The sequence below is a fragment of the Streptomyces sp. NPDC043996 genome (assembly GCF_056435225.1).
This window is the reverse complement of record NZ_JBWKEY010000007.1, coordinates 299,794-322,235: the sequence shown is the minus strand read 5'-3', so window position 1 is coordinate 322,235 and position 22,442 is coordinate 299,794. Positions and strand designations below refer to the sequence as shown.

Here is a 22,442-nt window from a genome sequence, read left to right as displayed (position 1 = left end):
GCAGTACCTGCAGTATGCCCATGCCGCGGGGGTCGGGGAACGGTCCGCTCAGGCGGCGACCGGAACCCGGGGTTCGCCGCCCGCGGCGCCCGTGTCCCGCTCCCCCGTACCGGCGCCGCCGCGGGCGCCCTTGAGCAGCACCACCACGGCCGCCGACACGCACACACCAGCGGCGATCGCGAGCAGGTAGAGCAGCGGCTCGCCGATCAGGGGGACGACGAAGGCGCCGCCGTGCGGGGCGCGCAGGGTGCAGCCGAACGCCATCGACAGGGCGCCGGTGACCGCGCCGCCCGCCATGGACGCGGGGATGACGCGCAGCGGGTCGGCGGCGGCGAAGGGGATCGCGCCCTCGGTGATGAAGGAGGCGCCGAGCAGCCAGGCCGCCTTGCCGTTCTCCCGCTCGGTCTTGGTGAACAGGCCGCCCCGCACGGTCGTCGCGAGGGCCATCGCGAGGGGCGGCACCATGCCCGCCGCCATCACCGCGGCCATCACCTTCAGGGAGCCGTCCGTGGGGTGGGTGAGGCCGCCGACGGCGAAGGCGTACGCGACCTTGTTGAGCGGGCCGCCGAGGTCGAAGCACATCATCAGGCCGAGGATGACGCCGAGGATGACGGCGTTGGTGCCGGTCAGGCCCTCCAGCCAGTCCGTCAGGGCCCGTTGCAGCGAGGCGATGGGCTTGCCGACGACCAGGAACATCAGGAAGCCGACGACCGCCGCGGAGATCAGCGGGATCACCACCACCGGCATGATGCCGCGCAGGGCCGCCGGGATGCGGACGCGCTGGACGCCCATGACCACGGCACCCGCGAGCAGACCCGCCGCGAGGCCGCCGAGGAAGCCCGCCTCGATGGTGACCGCGACCGAGCCGCCGACGAAGCCGGGCACGAGGCCGGGGCGGTCGGCCATGCCGTACGCGATGTAGCCGGCGAGGACCGGGATGAGGAAGGCGAAGGCCAGGCCGCCGGTCTGGAACAGCAGCGCCGCCCAGCTGGTGTGGTCGGTCCAGGCGAAGTGCTCCGCCACGGAAGGAGCCTTGTCTATCTTCCAGCCGCCGATGGCGAAGCCGAGCGCGATGAGGAGGCCGCCGGCCGCGACGAAGGGGACCATGTAACTGACGCCCGACATCAGCCATTTGCGGAGCTTCGTACCGTATCCGTCGCCGCTCTCGCCGGTGTGGTCGACGGGGCTCGCGGGCGCCGTGGTCTCGCCGCGGGCCGCCTTCTCCCGTACTTCATCGATGAGTGCGGCGGGGCGGTTGACGGCGGCCTTGACGCCCACGTCGACGGTGGGCTTGCCCGCGAAGCGGGGCTTGTCCCTGACGGGCACGTCATGGGCGAGGATCACGGCGTCGGCGGCCTCGATGGTCTCCGGCGGCAGGGGGGTGAAACCGGCGGAGCCCTGGGTTTCGACGGTGAGCTCCACGCCCGCCGCGCGGGCCGCGTTCTCCAGGGCCTCGGCCGCCATGTATGTGTGGGCGATGCCGGTGGGGCAGGAGGTGACGGCGACCACGCGGAACCGGGGGGCGCCCTGCCGCGGCTCGACTTTTGGCCGGTCCGTGGTCGGCTCGGCTTCCGTCCGGCCCGTGGTCGGCTCGGCTTCCGGCCGGTCCGTGGTCGGCTCGGCGGCCTCCCCCCGGATCAGTGCCGCCGCGTCCTCCGCCGAGCCCGCCGCGCGCAGCGCGCTCGTGAAGTCCGCGTCCATCAGCTGCCTGGCCAGGGACGACAGGATCGTCAGATGGGCGTCGTCCGCGCCGGTGGGGGCCGCGATCAGGAAGATCAGGTCGGCGGGTCCGTCCGGGGCGCCGAAGTCGATGCCGCGGGCGCTGCGGCCGAACGCCAGGGTGGGTTCGGTGACATGGGCGCTGCGGCAGTGCGGGATGCCGATGCCGCCGTCGAGGCCGGTGGGCATCTGGGCCTCGCGGGCGGCCACGTCGGCGAGGAAGCCGTCCAGGTCCGTGACCCGGCCGAGGGCCACCATGCGGGTGGCCAGGGCGCGGGCGGCCGCTTCCTTCGTGTCGGCGGACCGGTCGAGCGCGAGGTCGACCAGTGCCGCGGTGATCATGTCGCTCATCGCGGGCTCCTTAGGCGGGGGGACTCAGGCCGCGGCGGGTGCGGTCAGGGCGAGGTCGAGCGGGACCGCGTCGGTGACGGTGACGGCGTCCGGTACGAGGTCGGACGGGGTCGGCAGCTGGCTGCCGGGGAGCTGGACGGCGGCGGCGCCGTGGGCCACGGCCGAGGCGAGGGCGCGCGGCCCGGTGCCGCCCGCGACGAGGAGACCGGCGAGGGAGGCGTCGCCCGCGCCGACGTCGCTGCGGACGGTGGCGACGCGGGCGTGCCCGAAGTACGCGCCCGTGTCGTCGACGAGGAGCTGTCCGTCCGCGCCGAGGCTGGCGAGGACGGCGCGGGCGCCGCGCGAGCGCAGTTCGTCGGCGGCCTTGAGGACGTCGCCGAGGGTGGCGAGGGGGCGGCCGACGGCCTCCGCGAGCTCGGCGGCGTTCGGCTTGACGACGTCCGGGCGGCCGGGGAGGGCGGCGAGGAGGGCCGGGCCCGAGGTGTCCAGGGCGACCCTGGCCCCGGCGGCGTGGCCGCGCACCGCGAGGTCGGCGTACCAGGACGGGGCGAGGCCGCGCGGGAGGCTGCCGCAGCAGGCGATCCAGTCGGCGCGGGCGCAGTGCGCGGAGACCGTGTCGAGCAGGCACTGGCTCTCGGCGGCCGTGAGCTCGGGGCCGGGGGCGTTGATCTTCGTGAGGGTGCCGTCGGGTTCGGCGACGGAGATGTTCGAGCGGGTGGGGCCGGTGACGGGGACCGGGGCGACCCGGATGCCCTGCTCGTCGAGGAGTTGGGCGACGAGGGCGCCGGGGGCGCCGCCGAGCGGCAGGACCGCGAGGGTGTCGACGCCCGCGGCGGCGACGGCCCGGGAGACGTTGACGCCCTTGCCACCGGGGTCCATGCGCTCGCCGCTGGCGCGGATGACGGCGCCTCGGGTGAGGGCGGGGACCTCGTAGGAGCGGTCGAGGGAGGGGTTGGGGGTGACGGTGAGGATCATGCGCGCACCACTTCCGTGCCCGCGGCCTCGATGGCGGCGGCGTCTTCGGGGCTGAGGCCGGTGTCCGTGATCAGCAGGTCTACGTCGGTCAGGGCGCCGAAGCGAGCGAAGTGCTCCTGGCCGAGCTTGCCGCTGTCGGCGAGCAGCACGACGCGGCGTGCGGCGGCGATCGCGGCGCGTTTCACGGCCGCCTCGGCGAGGTCGGGGGTGGTCAGGCCGTGCGCGGCGGAGAAGCCGTTCGCCGCGAGGAAGAGGACGTCGGCGCGGATCTCGGCGTAGGCGCGCAGGGACCAGGCGTCGACGGCGGCCCGGGTGCGGTGCCGGACGCGGCCGCCGACCAGGTGGAGCTGGATGCCGGGGTGGTCGGCGAGGCGGGCGGCGATGGGGAGGCTGTGGGTGACCGCCGTGAGGGCGGACTCCAGGGGGAGCCCGGCGGCCAGGCGGGCGACGGTCGAGCCCGCGTCCAGGATGACGCTGCCGTCCGCCGGGAGTTCGGCGAGGGCGGCGCGGGCGATGCGGTCCTTCTCGTCGGCGGCGGTGCCCTCGCGCTCCGCGAGGTCCGGCTCGAAGTCCAGGCGCCCAGCCGGGAGGGCGCCGCCGTGCACGCGGCGGAGCAGGCCCGCGCGGTCCAGGGCCTTCAGGTCGCGGCGGATGGTCTCGGCGGTGACCTGGAACTCGGCGGCGAGCGAGAGCACGTCTACGCGGCCGCCCTCTCGGGCCAGCCGGAGGATCTCCTGCTGGCGCTCTGGGCCGTACATGGCTGGGGCCTCCTGGCGTTTGCCCGATTGGGTGGGTTCGCCCGCAGCGTACGCCCGGGAAGCCGCGAAGTAAACACACTCGGGCATAGAACAGACACATTCGGGCTTTGAGCCCCGCGCGGGCGGGCCTTGGCCTCCGGCAGGCAGGGCGAGTGCCGGACAGCGGGACAGCCCCACGCCGTTGCCGGACAACGGGACAGCCCCACCCCGTGACGGGGTGGGGCTGTGGCGCCGCGGAGCGGCGGGGGGCAGCCGGTCAGCGGGTCAGCGCCGGCTCGTGGGACTTGACCACGCCCTCCGCCGGGGCAGCCGCCTCCTCGCCGGAGTCACCGGAGTCATCCGCGCCCTCGATGTGCTGCTTGGGCTTCTTCGGCAGGGTCAGCATCAGCAGGAAGATGGCGACGAGGACCGCCACGACCCACCACAGCGCGTGCTGGAAGCCGTTGATGAACTCGGCCGGGATGCGGTCCGGAGTCACCTTCTCGTCGATGACGCCGTAGAAGACGACGGACACCAGGCCGAGGCCGAACGCGTTGCCCATCTGCTGGACGGTGTTGAGGAGGCCGGACGCCGAACCGGCGTGCTCGCGCGGCACCTCGGAGAGGATCGCGTCGGTGAGGGGCGCCACGATCAGGCCCATGCCGAGGCCCATGACGACCAGCGGAAGCGCCATCTGCCAGGACGCGATCCCGGCGCCGTACCGGTCGGCCTCCCAGATGTAGATGAGGACGCCCGCGGCCATGGTCAGCGCACCGGCCTGCAGGACCTTGCGGCCGAAGCGGGGCACGAGCACCTGCACGGAGAGTCCGGCAGCGGCGGACACCGCGATGGAGAAGGGCACGCCCGTGACACCGGCGCGCAGCGCGCTCCAGCCGAGGCCGACCTGCATGTACATCGTCCAGACCAGGAAGAAGATGCCGAGCGAGACGCCGAACACGGTCTGCACGGCGATGCCTCCGGCGAAGCTCTTCACCTTGAACAGCGAGAGCTCGATGAGCGGCGAACCGTCCTTCTTGGCCTTGTGCTTCTCGTACGCCACGAGGGCGCCGAAGACGACGAGCGCGCCCGCCATCATCACGTACCCCCACACCGGCCAGTCCAGCTCGCGCCCGCGCGTCAGCGGGTAGAGCAGCATCAGCGCGCCCGCCGTGACCAGGACGACGCCGACCAGGTCCAGCTTGAGGGCCTTCGGGGCCTTGGACTCCTCGATGAACTTGCGGCCGAGGATCAGGCCCGCGATGCCGACGGGGAGGTTGATGAGGAAGATCGGGCGCCATTCGAGGCCGAAGAGGTTCCACTCCGTCAGGAGCGCGCCGAGCAGCGGACCGGAGACCGCGCCGAGGCCGACGACCATGCCGAACAGACCGAAGACCTTGCCGCGCTCGTGCGCCGGGAAGGTGGCGTGCACGATCGAGAGGACCTGCGGCACCATCAGCGCGGCCATCGCGCCCTGCAGGATCCGGGAGGCGACCAGCATGTCCGGGTTGGCGGCGAAGCCGCAGAGCGCGGAGGCGATGGTGAAGCCGGTGATGCCGACGAGGAATATCTTCCTGCGGCCGTAGATGTCGCCGAGGCGACCGCCGGTGATCAGGCCCGCACCGAGCGCCAGCGCGTACCCCGCGGTGATCCACTGGATGTGGCTGAACGAGGCCCCCTCGTCCCGCTGGATGGACGGGATCGCGATGTTCACGATCGTCACGTCGACCAGGTCCATGAAGGCGGCCGTCATCACGATCGCCAGGGCGAACCACCGGCGACGATCGCCCGGTGACGCCGGGGACGGCACAGCCGTACTGGGGGTGCTGGGAGAAGTCATGCCGTCAGGCTAGGAGCCGTATAGGTCAGGTTGTGACCTAGTTGTACGGGATGCTGGGGTCACGTTCGGACAACGGTTGCCGGACCCCGGCGGCGGGAGGCCCCTGATGACGACGGACACACCGGCACGGCTGCTCCAGCTCCTCTCCCTGCTGCAGACGCCGCGCGAGTGGCCGGGCGGTGAGCTCGCCGACCGGCTGAGCGTCAGCAGGCGCACGGTGCGGCGGGACGTCGACCGGCTGCGGGAGCTGGGGTATCCGGTGCAGGCGACGCACGGCGCGAGCGGGGGCTACCGCCTGGTGGCGGGCAAGGCGATGCCGCCGCTCGTGCTCGACGACGAGGAGGCCGTGGCCATCGCGGTGGGGCTGCGGGCCGGGGCCGGGCACGCCGTCGAGGGCGTGGAGGAGGCGTCGGTGCGGGCGCTCGCCAAGCTGGAGCAGGTCCTTCCGTCCCGGCTGCGCCACCGGGTGTCCGCCCTGGGGGCCGCGACGATGTCGCTGACCAGCGGGGACGGGGCGCGGATCGCGCCGGAGACGCTGACGGTGATGGCGTCGGCTACGGCCGCCCACGAGCAGCTGCGGTTCGCCTACGAGGCGAAGGACGGCACGCCGTCGAAGCGCCTGACCGAGCCGCACCGCCTGGTGTCCACGGGGCGGCGCTGGTATCTGGTCGCCTACGACCTGGAGCGGCAGGACTGGCGCACGTTCCGCGTTGACCGGGTGGCGGAGCCGTTCGCCACGGGGGTGCGGTTCGCGCCGCGGATGCTGCCGGGCGGCAGCGCGGACGCGTATGTGCGGCGGAGCGTGCTCGCGCGGCGGCCGGAGTCCGCGGCGTACGAGGTGGACGTGGAGTTCCACGCGCCCCGCGACCGGGTGGGCGGGCGGCTGCCCGCCTCCCTCGGCGATCTTGTCGCGGTCGGCGCCGACCGCTGCCGGCTGCGCGGCGCGGTGACCGAGCCGGTGGAGTGGGTGGCGGCGCGGCTCATCTGGGTCGAGACCGACTTCGTGGTCCGGGGCCCGGCGGAGCTGGTGGACCGCGTGCGGGAGCTGGGGCAGCGCCTTTCCCGTGCCGGGGGCATCCATTAGGTCGACGGCGCCCGGTGCCAGGGCGCACCCCGCTCATCGGCGCACCCCGCAAATCGGCGCTCCGCGCCTCGTCCTCAAACGCCGGACGGGCTAAAACCTGCCGGTCCACTGCTCGCCCTCGAGCGCCGGACAGGCTGAAAGCTTGCCGCTCCGCGGCTCGTCCTCAAACGCCGGACGGGCTAGAACCTGCCGGTCCGCTGCTCGCCAGCCAAGCTTCGGACGGGCTGCAACCTGCCGGCCCCGGCGCCCCTTCCAGCCCGTCCGGCGATTGAGGACGAGCCGCGAAGCGGCGATCTCAAGCCCGTCCGGCGATTGAGGACGAGGCGCGGAGCGGCGACAGCGGGGCAGCCGGGGGCGCGCCCCCGGCCTGGTCCGCCGGCCGCCTAGGCCGCCGCGTCGAAGCCGGTGTCGCGCGCCAGCTTCTTCAGCTCGAGGAGCGCGTGCTTCTCTATCTGGCGGATCCGCTCACGCGTGAGACCGTGCTCCTTGCCGACCTCGGTGAGCGTGCGCTCGCGGCCGTCCACGATGCCGTACCGCATCTTGATGATGGAGGCCGTGCGCTGGTCGAGGCGGCCGATCAGGTCGTCGAGCTCCTCGCTGCGCAGCAGCGTGAGGACGGACTGCTCGGGGGAGACCGCCGAGGTGTCCTCGAGGAGGTCGCCGAACTGGGTGTCGCCCTCGTCGTCCACCGCCATGTTCAGCGAGACCGGGTCGCGAGCCCAGTCAAGGACGTCGCCGACGCGCTCGGGCGTCGAGGACAGCTCGGCGGCGATCTCCGCGTGCTCCGGCTCGCGGCCGTGCTCGCGGTTGAACTCGCGCTGGACGCGGCGGATGCGGCCGAGCTCCTCCACCAGGTGCACGGGCAGCCGGATGGTGCGCGACTGGTCGGCTATGGAGCGGGTGATGGCCTGGCGGATCCACCAGGTCGCGTACGTGGAGAACTTGAAGCCCTTGGCGTAGTCGAACTTCTCGACCGCGCGGACCAGGCCCGCGTTGCCCTCCTGGATCAGGTCGAGGAGGGGCAGGCCGCTGCGCGGATAGCGGCGGGCGACGGCGACGACCAGGCGGAGGTTCGACCGGATGAAGACGTCCTTCGCCCGCTCCCCGTCGGCGACGAGGGCCTCGAGCTCCTCGCGGCTCGCGGCGGGAGACTTCTTGTCGCGCTCGACCTCCCCGCCCAGGATCTGGCGGGCATAGACCCCGGCCTCGATGATCTGGGAGAGCTCGACTTCCTTCGCCGCGTCGAGCAGGGGCGTGCGCGCTATCTCGTCCAGATACATGCCGACCAGGTCGCGGTCGGCGATCTCGCCGCCTGAAGCGCGAACACTGCGTGCCGCGTCGGCACCGCCGGTGCGGGCGGTCGTACGACGGGCGACGGCACGGGTTGCCATGCGTGCTCCCTTGCGTGGTTGTCACTGGTCGGTCCGGCGTCGGCCCGGCCGTGGGGCCGGTGATCCGGGCGGTCCTGGGGTGGACCTGTGGTGGACGGCACACCTTCCCAGGTGCCCCGCTTCCGATGGAAACAACGACTGGAATCCGGACAGAATTCCCAAGCCGCGCATCCGTTTTCGTGATCATGCAGTACCCTGTGCGGCCACAGAGGGCGGACGAGTCCCGCAGGAACGTAAAGACGTGCAGGTCAGACCCGGAACCGAGGGGGACGTCGGCGCGCTCGCAGAGATCCGCGAGCACGGCGCCCATGAGACCGCCGTCACATTCGGCACCGTCCCGTTTCTGCCGGAAGAGCGCCGCCGTTGGCTGCCCTCCCACCCCAAAGACGGCCCGCGCCGCCTGATGGTTGCTCAGGCGGTCAAATCACCGGAATCCGGGCGTTCCGGGGAAGGTGCGGACACCGGAGCCGGGTGGATACGGGCGCGTCGGGCCAGGGGACTAGGCCCGCAGACCGTTACGGTCCCGGCACCGCGCTGCCTACCGTGCCGCCATGGACGAGACACGCGCCGCAACGCGCACCGCGACCGGGACAGACGACGGCGTCCTCGACGAGGCCCTCCAGCGGCTGCACGCCAGCGGCCCCGAGCGTCTTGGGCGGCTGACCAACCACGGCCCGATGGCCGTGGAGGCCCTGGTCCGCGGCGGCCAGGCCAGCGCCGTGCACCGGTGGCTCGACTACTACCGCCACAAGCTGGAGGACATGCCCGCCCGGGTGTCCCCCGTCACCGGCGCCGACTGGCGCGAGGCGCTCGGCGACCCGCGTCGCGCCGCCGACTGGATCGACTTCTTCTCGCGGGCCATCGCCGAGCGGCCCTGGCGCGAGGTGCTCGCCGCCTGGTGGCCGGTGCTGCTTCCCGGCATCGCGGGCGGCTCCACGCACCCGGTGATCCGCGTCGGCCACGCCGTGCGGGCCCTCATCGGCCCGGGCGGCGGCGAGAGCGCCCCGCGCCTGGCCGAGCTGGCCCACGGCCTCGGCTACTGGGCCGCGCGCCACACCCCGCTGCCGCCGCGCGCGCCGGTCGCGCTCGCGCCCGCCGCCGGGGCCGCCGACGCGCTCGCCGCCGTCGAGCTCATCGCGCACCAGGACGGCTCGCTGCCGGCGCGGTTCGCCCAGCTGGCCTCGGTCCCGGTGTGGCCCGCGGGCCCGGCGGCGGGGCCCGCCACGGACGCACCGGCCGCGGGGCTCGGCCCCGAAGCCGCCCGCGACCGCCTCGCCGAGCTTGTGGGCGCCGCCGTGCACCGCTTCGCCGACCACGGCCACGGCGAGCCGATCATGCTGGTGCACGCCGCGACCGCCCCGAACGCGGTGCTCCGCGCCCTGCCCGCGCTCCCCCGCGAGCTGTGGCCCGCCTCGCTCGACGCGGCCTGGGCGGCGAGCGCCGCGGTCACCGCCGCCTACGCCCCCGCGGCCCCGGCGCCGCCCGAGCAGACCCGTACCGCCCGCGCGGACGCCGCCACCAGTACCTTCGACGAGGTCTTCGCGCGGGCCGCCGCGCACGGCGACGACCACACGATCAAGTTCGCGGACACCGCCCTCGACGTCGGCGACGAGCGGGCGCGGGCCGCGGCGCTGCGGGGCGTGGAGCTCAACCCGCCCGCGCTGTAGCGCGGGCCGACCGCACAGGAAGGCCTCGTACAGTGGGATGCATGGACACGCCATCCACCTCGGAACGGGACGCCGCCGTCGATCCGCGCTGGCTCGACGACGAGGAACAGCGCACATGGCTGGCGTACGTGCACGCCTCCACGCTCCTGGAGGACTATCTCGACCGGCAGCTCCAGCGGGACGCGGGCATGCCGCACGTCTACTACGGGCTGCTCGTGCAGCTCTCCGCGGCGCCGCGCCGCCGCCTGCGGATGACCGAGCTCGCGCGCGGCTCCAAGATCACCCGGTCCCGGCTCTCACACGCCGTCGCGCGCCTGGAGAAGAGCGGCTGGGTGCGGCGCGAGGACTGTCCGACGGACAAGCGCGGGCAGTTCGCGATCCTCACCGAGGACGGCTTCGAGGTCCTGCGCCAGACCGCGCCCGGCCATGTGCGGGCCGTCCGGCAGGCCCTCTTCGACCGGCTCAGCCCCGCACAGCAGAAGTCCCTCGGCGAGATCATGCGGATCGTCGCCGAGGGACTTCAGCCGAATCAGGCGGGGGCGGACCTGCCCTGGCTCCGCTAGGAGCGGCGGGCGGGCCCGCCCCGCCGTGCCCTGAGGGGCGGGTGTGGCGTCAGTGCGCCACCACCGGGATCTTCACCTCGTTCTCGGCGCCCTCACCGTCGCCGGAGGCCGGGCCGGTCTTGGGGGCACCGGTGTTCACCAGGACGAAGGCGATGGCCGAGGACACCACGAGGATGCCGACCGCCCACCAGATGGCCGCCGTGTAGCCCTCCACCATGGCCTTGGCCGCGACCAGCTTCTGCGCCGCCGGAGTGGTGGCGGAGGCCGCGTGGTCGGTGAGGTAGGCGGTGGTCGCGGACGCCGCGATGGTGTTCAGGAGGGCGGTGCCGATGGCGCCGCCGACCTGCTGCGAGGTGTTGACCATCGCGGAGGCGACACCGGCGTCACGCGGCTCGACACCGTGGGTGGCGAGCGACATGGCGGGCATGAACGCCGTACCCATGCCGAGGCCGAGCATCAGCTGCGCGGGCAGGATCAGACCGGCGTACGAGGTGTCGATGTCCAGCTGCGTCAGGAGCAGCATGCCGAGGGCGGCGAGCAGGAAGCCCGGAGCCATCAGGAAGCGCGGCGGGACGCGGAGCATGAGCCGGGTGCCGATCTGCGTGGAACCCGTGATCATGCCGACGATCATCGGCAGGAACGCGAAGCCGGTCTTGACCGGCGAGTAGCCCTTCACGATCTGCAGGTAGTACGTGAGGAACAGGAACAGGCCGAACATCGAGATGATCGCGAGGCCGAGCGACAGGTAGACGCCGCCGCGGTTGCGCTCGGTCAGGACGCGCAGCGGGAGCAGCGGGTGGCGGACCTTGGCCTCGGTGAGGACGAACGCGAGCAGGAGCACGGCCGACGCGACGAACATGGAGACCGTCACGGTGTCCGACCAGCCGTCGGACTCGGCGCGCGTGAAGCCGTAGACGAGCGCCACCAGACCGAGGGTGGAGAGGACCACGCCGGGGATGTCGAGCGGCGAGCGGTTGCGGCCCTCGGCGGGCTCGCGGATCACGAAGTAGGCACCGGCGGCGGCGATGATCGCGAACGGGATGTTCACGAAGAACGTCCAGCGCCAGTTCAGGTACTCGGTGAGGAAGCCGCCGAGGATCAGGCCGACGGCACCGCCACCACCGGCGATGGCGCCGTAGATGCCGAACGCCTTGGCGCGCTCCTTGGCCTCGGTGAACATCACCGCGAGCAGGGAGAGGGCGGCGGGCGCGAGCAGGGCGCCGAAGACGCCCTGGAGGGCGCGGGCGCCGAGCATCATGGCCTCGCCGGTGGCGGCGCCGCCGAGGGCGGAGGCCGCGGCGAAGCCGATGAGTCCGGTGACGAAGGTCTGCTTGCGGCCCCAGAGGTCGGCGATGCGGCCGCCGAACAGCAGCAGACCGCCGAAGGCGAGGGCGTAGGCGGTGATGACCCACTGCTTGTTGCCCTCGGATATGCCGAGGTCCTCCTGGGCGGAGGGCAGCGCGATGTTCACGATGGTGGCGTCGAGGACGACCATCAGCTGGGCGAGCGCGATGAAGACAAGCGCGTTCCAGCGCTTTGGATCGGGAGCGGGTGACGTGACGGGTGACGTGACGGCTGACTGTGACATGGGTGGAGCCACCTAGAGAGACGCAGGAATAGACAGGCAGAACAGCAAGAACAGGAAGAACAGGAAGAACAGGAAGAGCGGAAAGAACAAAGAGGCAAAGACAGGCAAACGTGGTGACTGTTGAACGAGACACCAGAAGGACGGGCGGGCGCATGGGTCCCGGGTAGGGAGGTCAGATCCTCCTTCCGACCCAGGTCCCAGGTCGGCCGACGCTGGTCAGTGCGCCTTGTTGCGTAGGTCCTCCAAGGTCGCGGGGTGTCCCGGAAGCGTGGAGCGGGCCGGTGCCATCAGGCCGTCCAGGAACAGCTGGAGATGGCGGTGGACGAACCGGTCGAAGTCCATGAGGCAGCCGCTGGAGCCCGGCAGCGGCCGGGTCAGCTGCGACAGGGCGACCATCAGGTCACCGACGCCGATGTCGGTGCGCAGCTGGCCCGCGTCGCGGACGCGCGCCATGAGCCCCTCCACCGCGCCTTCGAGGCGGAGCCGGGCGGCGTGCAGGTCCGGGTGCTCGGGGTCGAGCGCTTCGGAGATGATCGGGCACAGCGCGCCGATGCGCTCCTCCACCGCGGCGTGCGCGAAGCGGCGCAGCGCCTCGAAGGCGGCCGCCGGGTCGGCGTCGGCGGCCTCGACCGCCTCGTCGGCCTGGGCCGTGACGCGGTCGGTGACGAAGAGCAGGACGTGGTGCACCAGTTCGGCGCGGTCGGCGAAGTGGCGGTACACCGTGGCGTTGCCGACGCCCGCGCGGCGGGCGATCTCGTCGAGCGGCACGTCCGCCCCGAACTCGACGAAGGACTCCCGTGCGGCGGTGACGATCCGCTCCCGGTTGCGCAGCGCGTCCGCCCTGGGGCGGGGTGCACGGCGCTGCGCGGCGGTGGCGGTTTCCACGGCGAACAACTCCTCGAAGCGCAGGCGGCCTCAGGTTCGCAGGGCCCCATGGGGCGGGTCCAACGAATTTCCCGGCGGGACCTGAGGGGTGCGACGGGACCTGAGGGGTGCGACGGGACCTGAGGGGTGCGATGCGGGGAGTCGTTCCCCGTTTCGCGCGGACACCGGTCTAAACGGGGAGACGCTCCCCGCTTATTTCCCCGTCCGGGAGTGACCTACATCACATCTCCGATCCCCTTCCTACCGACCCGCCCATGACCCGATTCGCCCAACCGCCGCGCCCTTTCCCACGATCCCCCGAGAAACCCACGATCGGTCCCGCTCAGCGCGCGCCCGCGCACCCTCCGGCACAGGGTGATCGCACAGGGCGCAGCCGGACCGGGCGGCTGCCGCGGAGCGGAGGGCCCACGCATGCAGCAGCCGACGTGGAAGGGCATAGGCCGGGGCCGCGGCGCCGGGTCCAAGGCGTCGCCGGTCCTGCGGCGGCGCAAGGCCGCCCGGGCCCTGGCCCTCGGCTCCGCCGCCGCGGTCGTGCTCGCCGTCACCACGTCCGCGAGCACCGGCCGCCTCCTGGCGGACACCCCCTCGGCGGCGGGCCCCGTCGCACAGGCCCGCTCCACGGCGCTCGGCCCCTGCATGATCAGCGGCGAGCTCGGCGTCCAGATGTCGGAGGGCGTCCCGACCGGACCCGGCTACGCGCGCTCCACCGGCACCGTGCGCGCCCTGAACCTGATGGTCGACTTCTCCGACGCCCCCGGCGAGGGCTCCGCCCTCGACCGCCTCGGGGAGTTCTTCCCCCAGACCTCCGACTGGTTTCGCACCAGTTCCTACGGCCGCCTCGACTACCGCGCCGAGGTCCCGGTCAGCGACTGGCTGCGGATGCCCAAGCCCTTCAAGAAGTACGGGATACAGCGGGGCGCCCCCTTCGACCCCGGCTACCGCGACCTGGTCCAGGACATCGTGGCCGCGGCCGATCCGGACGTCGACTTCCGCGCGTACGACCTCCTCAACGTCCTCATCACCCCGAACGCGGGCCCCTCCGCCCTGGACACCGTCCTGTCGGTGACGTTCGCGGGCAACCACGAGGCGCCGGTGGCCGACGGGGTCCCGGTCGCCAACGCGTCCTTCGTCTACAGCCGCCAGGACGACGGCTCCGGCAGCTACGACCGGACCGGCTACCGCGTCCTGCCCCACGAGAACGGCCACGTCTTCGGGCTGCCCGACCTGTACACGCAGGACGGCGGGGGCGCGGTCGGCCACTGGGACATCATGAGCGAGGACTGGGGCGCCAACAACGACCTGCTCGGCTGGCACAAGTGGAAGCTGGGCTGGCTGGATGACACCCAGGTCGCCTGCGCGGCCGCCCCCGGCACCACGGAGCACCTGCTGACGCCGCTGGCCGAGCGGGGCCGCGGCACGAAGCTGGCGTTCGTGCCGCTGACGCCGAGGACCGGGTACGCCGTCGAGCTGCGCACCCGCGCGGGCAACGACGAGGCCGTGTGCCGTCCCGGTGTGCTCGTCTACCGGGTGGACGCGGACGTCGACACCGGGCGCGGTCCCGTCAGCGTGTCCGACGCCACCCGGGACAGCGGGGGGTGCACCCGCAGCCCCAACGTGCACGCGGAGCTTTCGGACGCGCCGTACGTCCTGGGCGAGACCTTCACCGACCGCGAGACCGGCGTGAAGGTCAAGGTCACGGGGGTGGACCTGGCCGGCAACCACCGCATCCACATCACCCGCACCGCCCGCTGACCCTCGCGGGGCGCCCCAGACCCGCCCCTTCCCGATCCGGGTGCTGCCGCCCCCGTTCCCCCGCTCACAGACAATCGGCGCTTCGCGCCTCGTCCTCAAACGCCGGACGGGCTGGATCTCCCGGCCGTGGCTGCGACAGTTTTCGCCCCTCCGGCGTTTGAGGAGCGGGGTCTGGGGCGGAGCCCCAGTTCGGGAAGGGGCGGGCCTGGGGCGCCCCGCGAGGGCCTACGCGCCGCGCAGGAACGCCGCGTTGTCGGGTGCCCGCCGCAACCGCTCCAGCAGGGCCTCCACGGCCTCCCGCCGCCCAAGCGCCCGCCGCAACCCCCGCAGGGCCGCCAACTCGCCTTCCGGAACCAGCAGTTCCTCCCGCCGGGTCCCGGAGGGCTCGACGTCCACGGCGGGGAACACGCGCCGGTCAGCGAGGCCCCGGTCGAGCCGCAGCTCCATGTTCCCGGTGGACTTGAGCTCTTCGAAGTAGTACTCGTCGGCCCGCGACCCGGTCTCCACGAGGACGGTCGCGAGCATGGTCAGGGACCCGCCCTCCTCGGCGCACCGCGCGGCCCCGAAGAGCCGCTTGGGCCCCTGCACGGAGCCCGCGTCGACGCCCCCGCTGAGCGTGCGCCCGCCGCTCGCGGCGGAGTTGTTGTAGGCGCGGCACAGCCGGGTGAGCGAGTCGAAGAGCATCACCACGTCGCGCCCCTCCTCGACGAGCCGCTTGGCGCGCTCCACGGCGAGTTCGGCGAGCGCGATGTGCGCCTTGGGGGCGCGGTCGAAGGTGGAGGCGAGCACCTCGCCCCGTACGGAGCGGCGCATCTCGGTGACCTCCTCGGGCCGCTCGTCGAGCAGGACGACCATGAGGTGGCACTCGGGGTGGTGGGCGGCGACGGCGGTGGCGATGTCCTTGAGGAGGACGGTCTTGCCGGTGCGCGGCGGCGCGACGATCAGGCCGCGCTGGCCCTTGCCGATGGGCGCCACCAGGTCGACGACGCGCGGCGCGAGCGCGCCGCCCCGCGTCCCCAGGCGCAGCCGCTCGTGCGGGTGCAGCGGTGTGAGGTCGCCGAACCGGGGCCGCTCGCGCAGCCCTCGGGGCACCCGGCCGTTGACGCGGGTGACCTCGGTGAGCACGCGCGGCCGTTCGCCGCAGGTGCCCTCGACGACATCGCCCGCGCGCAGGCCGGACCGGCGGGCGAGGGCGGCGGGCACGAGGACGTCGCCGGGGCCTGGCACGCAGCCTTCGGCGCGCAGGTGCCCGTCGCTCTTGGCGATGTCCAGGACACCGCTGTGGATACGTAGTACGTCGGTTGTTGTGGAGTTCATGAGTGGGTGGGGTCCTTTCGCGACAACGCGAGACTTGCGCGGACTGCGCGGACTGCGCGGGAGAGGGCCGGGCCGGTCCCGTGAGGCGGAGAGAACACGCCGTCGCAGACGTCGCGGAGCGTTGCAGAACGTCGCAGGACTTCGCAGGACGTGCAGGACGTCTGAGGGGACGCGGGGACCGTCGGCCGGAAGACAGAGATCCGAGAAGGAATCCGAACCCGGTGCGGAACGCCCAGGCTCGGAGAGGGGAAGCACGGCACCCAGAAGGGGCGTACGCACGTGCTGTTCGCAAGGTAACACACGACCTGGCGTGCGGGAACCCCCGCACTCGGGATCTTGAGCCCCCGCGCGCCGGTGACGGTACGTGCCTGATCGCGTACGTTCGGTTCTCGCGTGGGCCGCGTTCGGCGGCCCCGATCGTCAGGAGGACCGCTCATGCGTCGTATCGCCCTCGCCCTCGGATCCGTCGTCGCGGCCGGAACGCTCGCGCTCGCGCTGCCGGGCTCCGCGCTCGCCGCGGAAGGGGTACTGGTCGTCGGCGGCGTCGAGTACGCGGACCCCAGCGGCTGTTACGACACGGACAGCCGGCCGCTCACCGTCGACAACCACACCGACGAGGCCGCTCTCGTCTTCTCGGGGCCGGACTGCACCGGCGCCCTCCTCGCACTCGTCGCTCCCGGCGAGTCGTCGGTCTCCGAGTTCGGAACCAGCGTGTACGTCGACTGAGGGACGGCCGCCCGTAACGCGGGCGGCCGGTGGGGCCGGTGGGCGGGGATGACAGAGTGGTGGGGCACGCGCCATCAGGACCAGCGCCATCAGGGCGAGCCCTTCAGGGAGGCTGAACGACCATGGCTGACAGCCGCGTTGTCCTCGTCACCGGTGGCGGTACCGGCATCGGTGCCGCCACCGCCCGCCAACTGCGCGCCGCCGGGCACCAGGTGGTCGTCTCCGGGCGGCGCCCCGAACCGCTGCGCCGCCTCGCGGAGGAGACCGGCGCGCTCGCCCACCCGTCCGACGCGGGCGACCCCGATGCGGTGGCCGCCCTCGTCGCGGCGGCCGTGGACGCGTACGGGCGGCTCGACGGCGTCGTCCTGAACGCCGGGGTCGGCCGCCCGGGCGCCGTCGGCGAGCTGTCGCCCGAGGACTGGGAGACCGTCCTCACCACCAATCTGACCGGCCCCTTCCACCTGCTGCGGGCCGCGCTGCCGCACCTCCTTGAGACCCGCGGCTCGGTCGTCGCCGTCGCCTCGGTGTCCGCGCTGCGCAACGGCGTCGGCAACGCCGCCTACGCCACCTCCAAGGCCGCGCTGCTCCAGCTGTGCCGCTCCCTCGCCGTCGACTACGGCGCCCGCGGCCTGCGCGCCAACACCGTCTGCCCGAGCTGGGTGCGCACGGAGATGGCCGACCGGCGCATGGCCGTGTTCGCCCAGGCCGCGGGCCTCGGCGACGGCATGGCGGGCATCGACACCGCGTACGAGGAGGCCACGCGGCTGATCCCGGCGGGCCGCACCGGCACGCCCGAAGAGGTCGCCGAGGCCATCGCGTGGCTGCTCTCGCCCGCCGCGTCCTTCGTGAACGGCGCGACGCTCACCGTCGACGGCGGCGTCACGGCCGTCGACCCGGGGACGGTCCCCTTCGGGTTCTCCCTGACGCCGCGCGACTAGCGGGGGCCGGGGCCGGAACGGGAAGGGCCGCCTGCTCAGAGGGCGTTAATCACTGCCGGTGGCGGCCCCGGCCGACGTACCGTGAGGCCATGCCCGAACTCCAGCGCCTGCGCGCCGACCACGCCCCGGCCCTGCTCGCCTTCGAACGCGAGAACCGCGCCTACTTCGCCGCGTCGGTCCCGGACCGCGGTGATGACTACTTCACGGCGTTCGACGCGCGCCACCGCGCCCTGCTCGCCGAACAGGAGGCCGGGACCTGCCACTTCCACGTCCTGGTGGGCGGCGACGGCGAGATCCTCGGGCGGGTGAACCTGGTGGACGTGGCGGACGGCGCGGCCGATCTCGGCTACCGCGTCGCCAAGAAGGCCTCCTCCCAGGGGCTCGCCACGTCCGCCGTGCGCCAGGTGTGCGTGCTCGCCCTCGCGGAGTACGGCCTGACGTCGCTGCGGGCCGCGACGACCCTCGACAACCCCGGCTCCCAGGCCGTGCTCGCCCGCACCGGCTTCGTCCCCGGCGGCGACACCGTCCTCGACGGGCAGCCCGGCGTCACGTACACCCTCGACCTGACCCGCGTCACGGCCGCGGACGGCCGGGGGTAGAACCCTAGGGCCTTAGAGGAAGCTGACGTTCTGCGCCAGGGCGAGCTCGCCCGAGTAGTTGACGGTGTTCGTGGCGGGCCGCATGTACGCGCGCCACGCGTCCGATCCGGACTCGCGCCCGCCGCCGGTCTCCTTCTCGCCGCCGAAGGCCCCGCCGATCTCCGCGCCCGACGTGCCGATGTTGACGTTGACGATGCCGCAGTCGGAGCCCTCGGCGGACAGGAACAGCTCGGCCTCGCGCTGGTCGCGCGTGAACACGCTGGACGAGAGCCCCTGCGGCACGTCGTTGTGCAGCGCGACGGCCTCCTCGAACCGGTCGTACGTCAGCACGTACAGGACCGGCGCGAAGGTCTCCTCGCGCACCACGCCCCGCTGCCCGTCGACGCGCATCAGGACGGGCTCGACGTACGCGGCGTCCGGCGCGAGGCCGGCGAGGCGCCGCTGGCCGCCCGCGAGGAGCTTGCCGCCCTCGGCCTGGGCGCGGGCGAGCGCGTCCTGCATGCGGTCGAGCGCGGCCACCGAGATCAGCGGCCCCACCAGGGTGCCCTCGTCGAAGGGGTCGCCGATGGGCAGCTTCCGGTACGCGGCCGCGAGCCGGGCGACGAGCGCGTCCACGACGCTCTCGTGCGCGATGAGGCGGCGCAGCGTCGTGCACCGCTGCCCGGCGGTGCCCGCCGCCGCGAACACGACGCTGCGCACGGCGAGGTCCAGATCGGCGGACGGCGCGACCACGGCGGCGTTGTTCCCGCCCAGTTCGAGCAGTGAGCGCCCGAAGCGCGCGGCGACGCGCGGGCCCACCTCGCGGCCCATCCGCGTGGACCCGGTGGCGCTGACGAGCGCCACCCGCGGGTCGTCCACAAGCCGCTCCCCCACGGCCCGGTCGCCGAGCAGCAGCTGGTGCACCCCCGCGGGCGCGCCCACGTCCTCGGCGGCGCGGGCGAGGAGCCGGTCGCAGGCGAGCGAGACCAGCGGCGTCAGCTCGGACGGCTTCCACACCACGGTGTCGCCGCAGACCAGGGCGACGGCCGTGTTCCAGGACCAGACGGCCGCCGGGAAGTTGAACGCGGAGATGACGCCGACGACGCCGAGCGGGTGCCAGGTCTCGGCGAGGCGGTGTCCGGGCCGCTCGGAGGCGATGGTCCGCCCGTAGAGCTGCCTCGAAAGGCCGACCGCGAAGTCGCAGATGTCGATCATCTCCCGCACCTCGCCGAGCGCCTCCGAGCGGATCTTGCCCGCCTCGATGGTGATCAGGTCGGCGAGGTCGCCCTGGTGGACGCGGAGCAGTTCCCCGAGCCGCCGCACCAGTTCCCCGCGCCGCGGCGCGGGCACCGCCCGCCACACCCGGAACGCCTCGGCCGCGGCCCCGACCGCCTCCCCGGCCCGCTCCGCCGTGGCCGCGCCCACCGGGAAGAGGTCCTCCCCCGTGAGGGGCGTACGAGCGACGAGCCCGCCCCCTTCCGGAACGCGCGCCCCGACCTCACCGAGAGCGGAACGGGCGCGGTCGCGCAGGGAGTCGGTGGTGGGCAGGGTGGGGGTCGCAGAGGTCATGGGGTCTCCTTGTGTAGTCAGCCGGTCCGGACGTATTCAGCCCGTCCGGCGTTTGAGGACGAGCGCGCAGCGCGATGAAGGGCGGACGGGGGGCCGAGCCCTCAGGCGGGACCTTCGGTGAGCCCGCCGGGGAGCCCGCCGGGGAGCCCAAGTTCCCCGGCGACCCGCTCCAGGGACCCCCGCTCACGCGCCTCGTACAGCGCGAACGGATCCGCCACCTCCCGCCCGAGCACCCCGGACATCCAGTCCAGGTCGTAGGCGACACCGGCCCGCCCGTCGTCCCGTACGCCCGCGTCGCGCAGGTTGGACTGGAAGATCCCGGCGGCCGAGCGGGGCAGGAAGTCCTCGTACACGAGGGGTTCGGCCCGCACCCACCCCTGGTCGACGAGGTCCTGGAGGCGGGCGGGCGGCGGGCTCCCGGCGCGCGGCGGGTCCGCCACGACGTGGTACGTGAAGTGGCCGAGCCCGCGCGAGGCGAGCTCCCGTTCGGTGCGGGGGAAGCGGGCGCGCCACAGCTCCCGGGCGGCGTCCGCGCGCTCGGCGGGCCCGGCGGGAGCCCGTTCGTCGACGCGGGTGAGCAGGTCGTCGTAGAGGGCGCGCCCCGCCCGCGTGAGCGCGATCCCGCGCGCCTCCACCTCTCCGAACCGCACCCGCAGCGTCCCGGTGACGACCCGGCCGTCGGCGAGCCGCAGCGCGCGGGGCTCGTCGAGAGCCCTGAAGGAGGTCTGCCGCAGCAGCACGTCGGGGCCCTCCCAGGCGGGCGGCCCCTGCACGGTGTCGATCATCTCGACGCCGCGCGCGGTCATGCGCCGGTACAGCTCGTCGATGTCGAGGACGCGGGGCGTGAGGTGGTTGAGGTGCGTGCCGCGCACGCCCCCGATGTCGGCGGCGACGGCGGAGACCCGCTCCAGCTCCTCGTACCAGCCCTTGTCGAGGGGTTCGGCGGACAACTCGAAGGCGGCCACGGCGAGTTCCAGGAACCGTTCGGCGTCCGAGCCGCCGAGGCCGCCGTCGCGCTCGGCCCGGTCGGCGAGGGCGAGCAGCTCGGCGGGGAACAGCTCGCGCGCGGCGAGGAACCCTTCGAGGCGCCGCCGCAGGCCGTCGTCGAAGAACCGGGGGTCGGCGGGGGTGAGCAGGGAGGTGAACACGCGGAAGGGGTTGCGGGCGAGCTCGTCGGCGGCGACGGGCCTGAAGGCGGTGGACACGACGGGCACGGCGCTGGCGGCGGCCTCGCGCAAGTCGTAGAAGCCGACGGGCCGCATCCCGAGCGCCCCGAAGATCCGGGCCACCTGGCCGAGTTCGGCCGGGGTGCCCACGCGGATCGCGCCGTGCCGCTCGGCGGTGACCCGGCCGATGGAGCCGAGCCGCTCGGCGTCGGCGCCGCGGGCGCGCAGGACGTCCTCGTTCACCTCGCGGGAGACGTCGACGAGGGTGGCGTACGCGGGGACTTCGCGCCCGTACATCGCGGAGAGCCGGACGGCGAAGGCGGCGCGCAGCTGCCAGGGGGCGTGGTGGGGGGTCATGGGGGCTCCTCTCCTCTACGGGTCCGGCGGTGGCCGGGGGCCGTCACACGACGTGGGCCTCGGGCCTGCCGCCCGCGCCCACCCGGAACCGGTCGGCGCTCAGGGACGACACGTCCACGGGCGGCTCGCGCTCCAGGAACAGATCGCGCACGACCTCCCCGACGGCCGGGGCCTGGAGGAATCCATGCCCGGAGAACCCGGTGGCGTACAGGAAGTTGGAGACGTCGCCGTCCCGGCCCACGAGGGCGTTGTGGTCGGGGGTGACCTCGTAGAGTCCGGCCCAGCCGCCGAGGACGTCGAGGTCGGCGAGCGCGGGCGCCCGTACGCGCATGGCGTCCCGGAACAGACCGACCCAGTCCTTAGTCCACGTCGTATCAAAGCCGTCCTCCTGCCGCGGGTCGGCGAGGCCGATCAGGAGCCCGTCGTCGCGGCCGTGGAAGTACGCCGTCGACGAGAAGTCGATGGTGAACGGGATGCGGGACGGGGCGGGGGCGGGCGGCGCGGGCCGCGCGGTGAACGCGATCTGCCGCCGCACGGGCCGCACCGGCAGCGTGACGCCCGCCATCTCGCCGACCCCCGCCGACCAGGCGCCCGCGGCGCACACCACGGCGGCGCAGGGGAGCACGCCGCGGTCGGTGCGCACGGCGGTGACGCGCCCGCCGCGCACGTCCATCCCGGTCACGGCGGTCTCGGTGAGGAAGGAGACCCCGGCCGCGGCGGCGGCCCGCGCGTACCCGTCGACGACGGCGCCGGGCCGGGCGTGCCCGTCGTCGGGCGAGTGGGCGGCGGCGATCAGCCCCTCCGTCCGCACCCACGGACACAGCTCCCGCGCCTCGTCGGGCCCCACCATCCGGCAGCGCACGCCCATGCCGACCTGCTCCGCGACGCTCCGCTCGAAGGCCGCCACGGCCCCGGCGTCGTCGAGCAGGAACAGATAGCCGACGCGTTGCAGCCCGATGTCGCCGCCGGGCCGTTCGGCGAACGCGCCGAAGGCCCGCAGGCTGCGCTGGCCGAGGGCGATGTTCACCGGGTCGGAGAACTGGGCCCGCACCCCGCCGATGGGCTTCCCCGAGCTGCCGCACCCGAGCGCGCCCCGCTCCACGACGACCACGTCCCTGGCTCCGGCCTCGGCGAGATGGAAGGCGATGGACGCCCCCATGACGCCCCCACCGACGATCACGACACGCGACGACGCGACCATGGCGACCCACTCCTCCCACGCTGTCCGGCGGCGCCATCGTG

At 73.6% G+C, this 22,442-nt stretch carries 18 protein-coding genes; 7 read left to right on the top strand and 11 right to left on the bottom strand.

Annotation, left to right across the window (positions count from 1 at the left end; genetic code table 11):
• Window positions 1–48 precede the first annotated feature (48 nt).
• From AC07A4_RS20715 to AC07A4_RS20700, 4 genes are all read right to left on the bottom strand, one after another.
• On the bottom strand, window positions 49–2,070 hold the full coding sequence (locus AC07A4_RS20715; RefSeq protein WP_478600628.1) for a PTS fructose transporter subunit IIABC: 2,022 nt from the start codon (window positions 2,068–2,070) through the stop codon (window positions 49–51).
• A gap of 24 nt (window positions 2,071–2,094) precedes the next feature.
• Window positions 2,095–3,045, bottom strand: coding sequence for a 1-phosphofructokinase (gene pfkB, locus AC07A4_RS20710; RefSeq protein ID WP_478600625.1), 951 nt, complete (start codon window positions 3,043–3,045; stop codon window positions 2,095–2,097).
• Window positions 3,042–3,803 (bottom strand): DeoR/GlpR family DNA-binding transcription regulator, encoded by a 762-nt coding sequence (locus tag AC07A4_RS20705; RefSeq protein ID WP_478600623.1) that lies wholly within the window; start codon window positions 3,801–3,803, stop codon window positions 3,042–3,044. The genes pfkB and AC07A4_RS20705 overlap by 4 nt, the downstream gene beginning before the upstream one ends.
• A gap of 256 nt (window positions 3,804–4,059) precedes the next feature.
• A complete protein-coding gene (locus AC07A4_RS20700) occupies window positions 4,060–5,619 on the bottom strand; it encodes an MFS transporter (RefSeq protein WP_478600620.1) in 1,560 nt (519 codons plus the stop codon).
• A gap of 106 nt (window positions 5,620–5,725) precedes the next feature.
• Between AC07A4_RS20700 and AC07A4_RS20695 the strand changes: the two genes are divergently transcribed.
• Window positions 5,726–6,703: a helix-turn-helix transcriptional regulator gene (locus AC07A4_RS20695; RefSeq protein ID WP_478600617.1), complete on the top strand. Its 978-nt coding sequence runs from the start codon at window positions 5,726–5,728 to the stop codon at window positions 6,701–6,703.
• Between the two features lie 383 nt (window positions 6,704–7,086).
• Here the strand turns inward: AC07A4_RS20695 and AC07A4_RS20690 are convergent, their stop codons facing one another.
• Window positions 7,087–8,094: a sigma-70 family RNA polymerase sigma factor gene (locus AC07A4_RS20690; protein ID WP_478600614.1), complete on the bottom strand. Its 1,008-nt coding sequence runs from the start codon at window positions 8,092–8,094 to the stop codon at window positions 7,087–7,089.
• 551 nt (window positions 8,095–8,645) lie between these two features.
• Here AC07A4_RS20690 and AC07A4_RS20685 point away from each other — a divergent pair.
• Complete coding sequence (locus AC07A4_RS20685; RefSeq protein ID WP_478600612.1) at window positions 8,646–9,761, top strand: questin oxidase family protein; 1,116 nt, start codon at window positions 8,646–8,648, stop codon at window positions 9,759–9,761.
• A gap of 41 nt (window positions 9,762–9,802) precedes the next feature.
• Window positions 9,803–10,324: a MarR family winged helix-turn-helix transcriptional regulator gene (locus AC07A4_RS20680; protein ID WP_478600610.1), complete on the top strand. Its 522-nt coding sequence runs from the start codon at window positions 9,803–9,805 to the stop codon at window positions 10,322–10,324.
• A 49-nt stretch (window positions 10,325–10,373) separates the two neighbouring features.
• Here the strand turns inward: AC07A4_RS20680 and AC07A4_RS20675 are convergent, their stop codons facing one another.
• Entirely contained in the window at window positions 10,374–11,912 is a 1,539-nt protein-coding gene (locus tag AC07A4_RS20675; protein ID WP_478600608.1) for an MFS transporter, read from the bottom strand.
• A gap of 216 nt (window positions 11,913–12,128) precedes the next feature.
• On the bottom strand, window positions 12,129–12,797 hold the full coding sequence (locus AC07A4_RS20670; protein WP_478600605.1) for a TetR/AcrR family transcriptional regulator: 669 nt from the start codon (window positions 12,795–12,797) through the stop codon (window positions 12,129–12,131).
• Window positions 12,798–13,208: 411 nt separating this feature from the next.
• Between AC07A4_RS20670 and AC07A4_RS20665 the strand changes: the two genes are divergently transcribed.
• Window positions 13,209–14,549, top strand: a complete 1,341-nt coding sequence (locus AC07A4_RS20665; protein WP_478600603.1) for a M6 family metalloprotease domain-containing protein — start codon at window positions 13,209–13,211, stop codon at window positions 14,547–14,549.
• A 225-nt stretch (window positions 14,550–14,774) separates the two neighbouring features.
• On the opposite strand, the gene rho is transcribed toward AC07A4_RS20665, so the two are convergent.
• Entirely contained in the window at window positions 14,775–15,866 is a 1,092-nt protein-coding gene (rho, locus tag AC07A4_RS20660) for a transcription termination factor Rho (RefSeq protein WP_478600600.1), read from the bottom strand.
• A gap of 435 nt (window positions 15,867–16,301) precedes the next feature.
• On the opposite strand from rho, the gene AC07A4_RS20655 reads away from it, so the two are divergent.
• The 3 genes from AC07A4_RS20655 to AC07A4_RS20645 all read left to right on the top strand — a co-directional run bounded on the left by AC07A4_RS20655 (window position 16,302) and on the right by AC07A4_RS20645 (window position 18,129).
• Window positions 16,302–16,592 carry a hypothetical protein gene (locus AC07A4_RS20655; protein ID WP_478600597.1) on the top strand — a complete coding sequence of 97 codons (291 nt, stop codon included), beginning with the start codon at window positions 16,302–16,304 and terminating at the stop codon, window positions 16,590–16,592.
• Between the two features lie 122 nt (window positions 16,593–16,714).
• A complete protein-coding gene (locus AC07A4_RS20650; protein ID WP_478600595.1) occupies window positions 16,715–17,530 on the top strand; it encodes an SDR family NAD(P)-dependent oxidoreductase in 816 nt (271 codons plus the stop codon).
• An 89-nt stretch (window positions 17,531–17,619) separates the two neighbouring features.
• Window positions 17,620–18,129: a GNAT family N-acetyltransferase gene (locus AC07A4_RS20645; RefSeq protein WP_478600592.1), complete on the top strand. Its 510-nt coding sequence runs from the start codon at window positions 17,620–17,622 to the stop codon at window positions 18,127–18,129.
• Between the two features lie 12 nt (window positions 18,130–18,141).
• Here the strand turns inward: AC07A4_RS20645 and amaB are convergent, their stop codons facing one another.
• The 3 genes from amaB to AC07A4_RS20630 form a co-directional block, all read right to left on the bottom strand.
• Window positions 18,142–19,677: an L-piperidine-6-carboxylate dehydrogenase gene (gene amaB / locus AC07A4_RS20640; protein WP_478600589.1), complete on the bottom strand. Its 1,536-nt coding sequence runs from the start codon at window positions 19,675–19,677 to the stop codon at window positions 18,142–18,144.
• Between the two features lie 101 nt (window positions 19,678–19,778).
• Window positions 19,779–21,200, bottom strand: coding sequence for a 2-oxoadipate dioxygenase/decarboxylase (hglS, locus tag AC07A4_RS20635; protein WP_478600586.1), 1,422 nt, complete (start codon window positions 21,198–21,200; stop codon window positions 19,779–19,781).
• A gap of 43 nt (window positions 21,201–21,243) precedes the next feature.
• Window positions 21,244–22,401 (bottom strand): NAD(P)/FAD-dependent oxidoreductase, encoded by a 1,158-nt coding sequence (locus tag AC07A4_RS20630; RefSeq protein ID WP_478600584.1) that lies wholly within the window; start codon window positions 22,399–22,401, stop codon window positions 21,244–21,246.
• Window positions 22,402–22,442: the final 41 nt, after the last annotated feature.

Bases quoted from the DNA above. Each gene is read 5' to 3' on its own strand.
- AC07A4_RS20685 (WP_478600612.1), top strand. From the start codon at position 8,646: ATGGACGAGACACGCGCCGCAACGCGCACCGCGACCGGGACAGACGAC.
- AC07A4_RS20645 (WP_478600592.1), top strand. From the start codon at position 17,620: ATGCCCGAACTCCAGCGCCTGCGCGCCGACCACGCCCCGGCCCTGCTC.
- AC07A4_RS20655 (WP_478600597.1), top strand. From the start codon at position 16,302: ATGCGTCGTATCGCCCTCGCCCTCGGATCCGTCGTCGCGGCCGGAACG.
- AC07A4_RS20715 (WP_478600628.1), bottom strand. From the start codon at position 2,070: ATGAGCGACATGATCACCGCGGCACTGGTCGACCTCGCGCTCGACCGG.
- AC07A4_RS20680 (WP_478600610.1), top strand. From the start codon at position 9,803: ATGGACACGCCATCCACCTCGGAACGGGACGCCGCCGTCGATCCGCGC.
- AC07A4_RS20705 (WP_478600623.1), bottom strand. From the start codon at position 3,803: ATGTACGGCCCAGAGCGCCAGCAGGAGATCCTCCGGCTGGCCCGAGAG.
- AC07A4_RS20675 (WP_478600608.1), bottom strand. From the start codon at position 11,912: ATGTCACAGTCAGCCGTCACGTCACCCGTCACGTCACCCGCTCCCGAT.
- AC07A4_RS20695 (WP_478600617.1), top strand. From the start codon at position 5,726: ATGACGACGGACACACCGGCACGGCTGCTCCAGCTCCTCTCCCTGCTG.
- AC07A4_RS20665 (WP_478600603.1), top strand. From the start codon at position 13,209: ATGCAGCAGCCGACGTGGAAGGGCATAGGCCGGGGCCGCGGCGCCGGG.
- hglS (WP_478600586.1), bottom strand. From the start codon at position 21,200: ATGACCCCCCACCACGCCCCCTGGCAGCTGCGCGCCGCCTTCGCCGTC.
- AC07A4_RS20630 (WP_478600584.1), bottom strand. From the start codon at position 22,401: ATGGTCGCGTCGTCGCGTGTCGTGATCGTCGGTGGGGGCGTCATGGGG.
- pfkB (WP_478600625.1), bottom strand. From the start codon at position 3,045: ATGATCCTCACCGTCACCCCCAACCCCTCCCTCGACCGCTCCTACGAG.
- AC07A4_RS20700 (WP_478600620.1), bottom strand. From the start codon at position 5,619: ATGACTTCTCCCAGCACCCCCAGTACGGCTGTGCCGTCCCCGGCGTCA.
- AC07A4_RS20690 (WP_478600614.1), bottom strand. From the start codon at position 8,094: ATGGCAACCCGTGCCGTCGCCCGTCGTACGACCGCCCGCACCGGCGGT.
- rho (WP_478600600.1), bottom strand. From the start codon at position 15,866: ATGAACTCCACAACAACCGACGTACTACGTATCCACAGCGGTGTCCTG.
- AC07A4_RS20650 (WP_478600595.1), top strand. From the start codon at position 16,715: ATGGCTGACAGCCGCGTTGTCCTCGTCACCGGTGGCGGTACCGGCATC.
- amaB (WP_478600589.1), bottom strand. From the start codon at position 19,677: ATGACCTCTGCGACCCCCACCCTGCCCACCACCGACTCCCTGCGCGAC.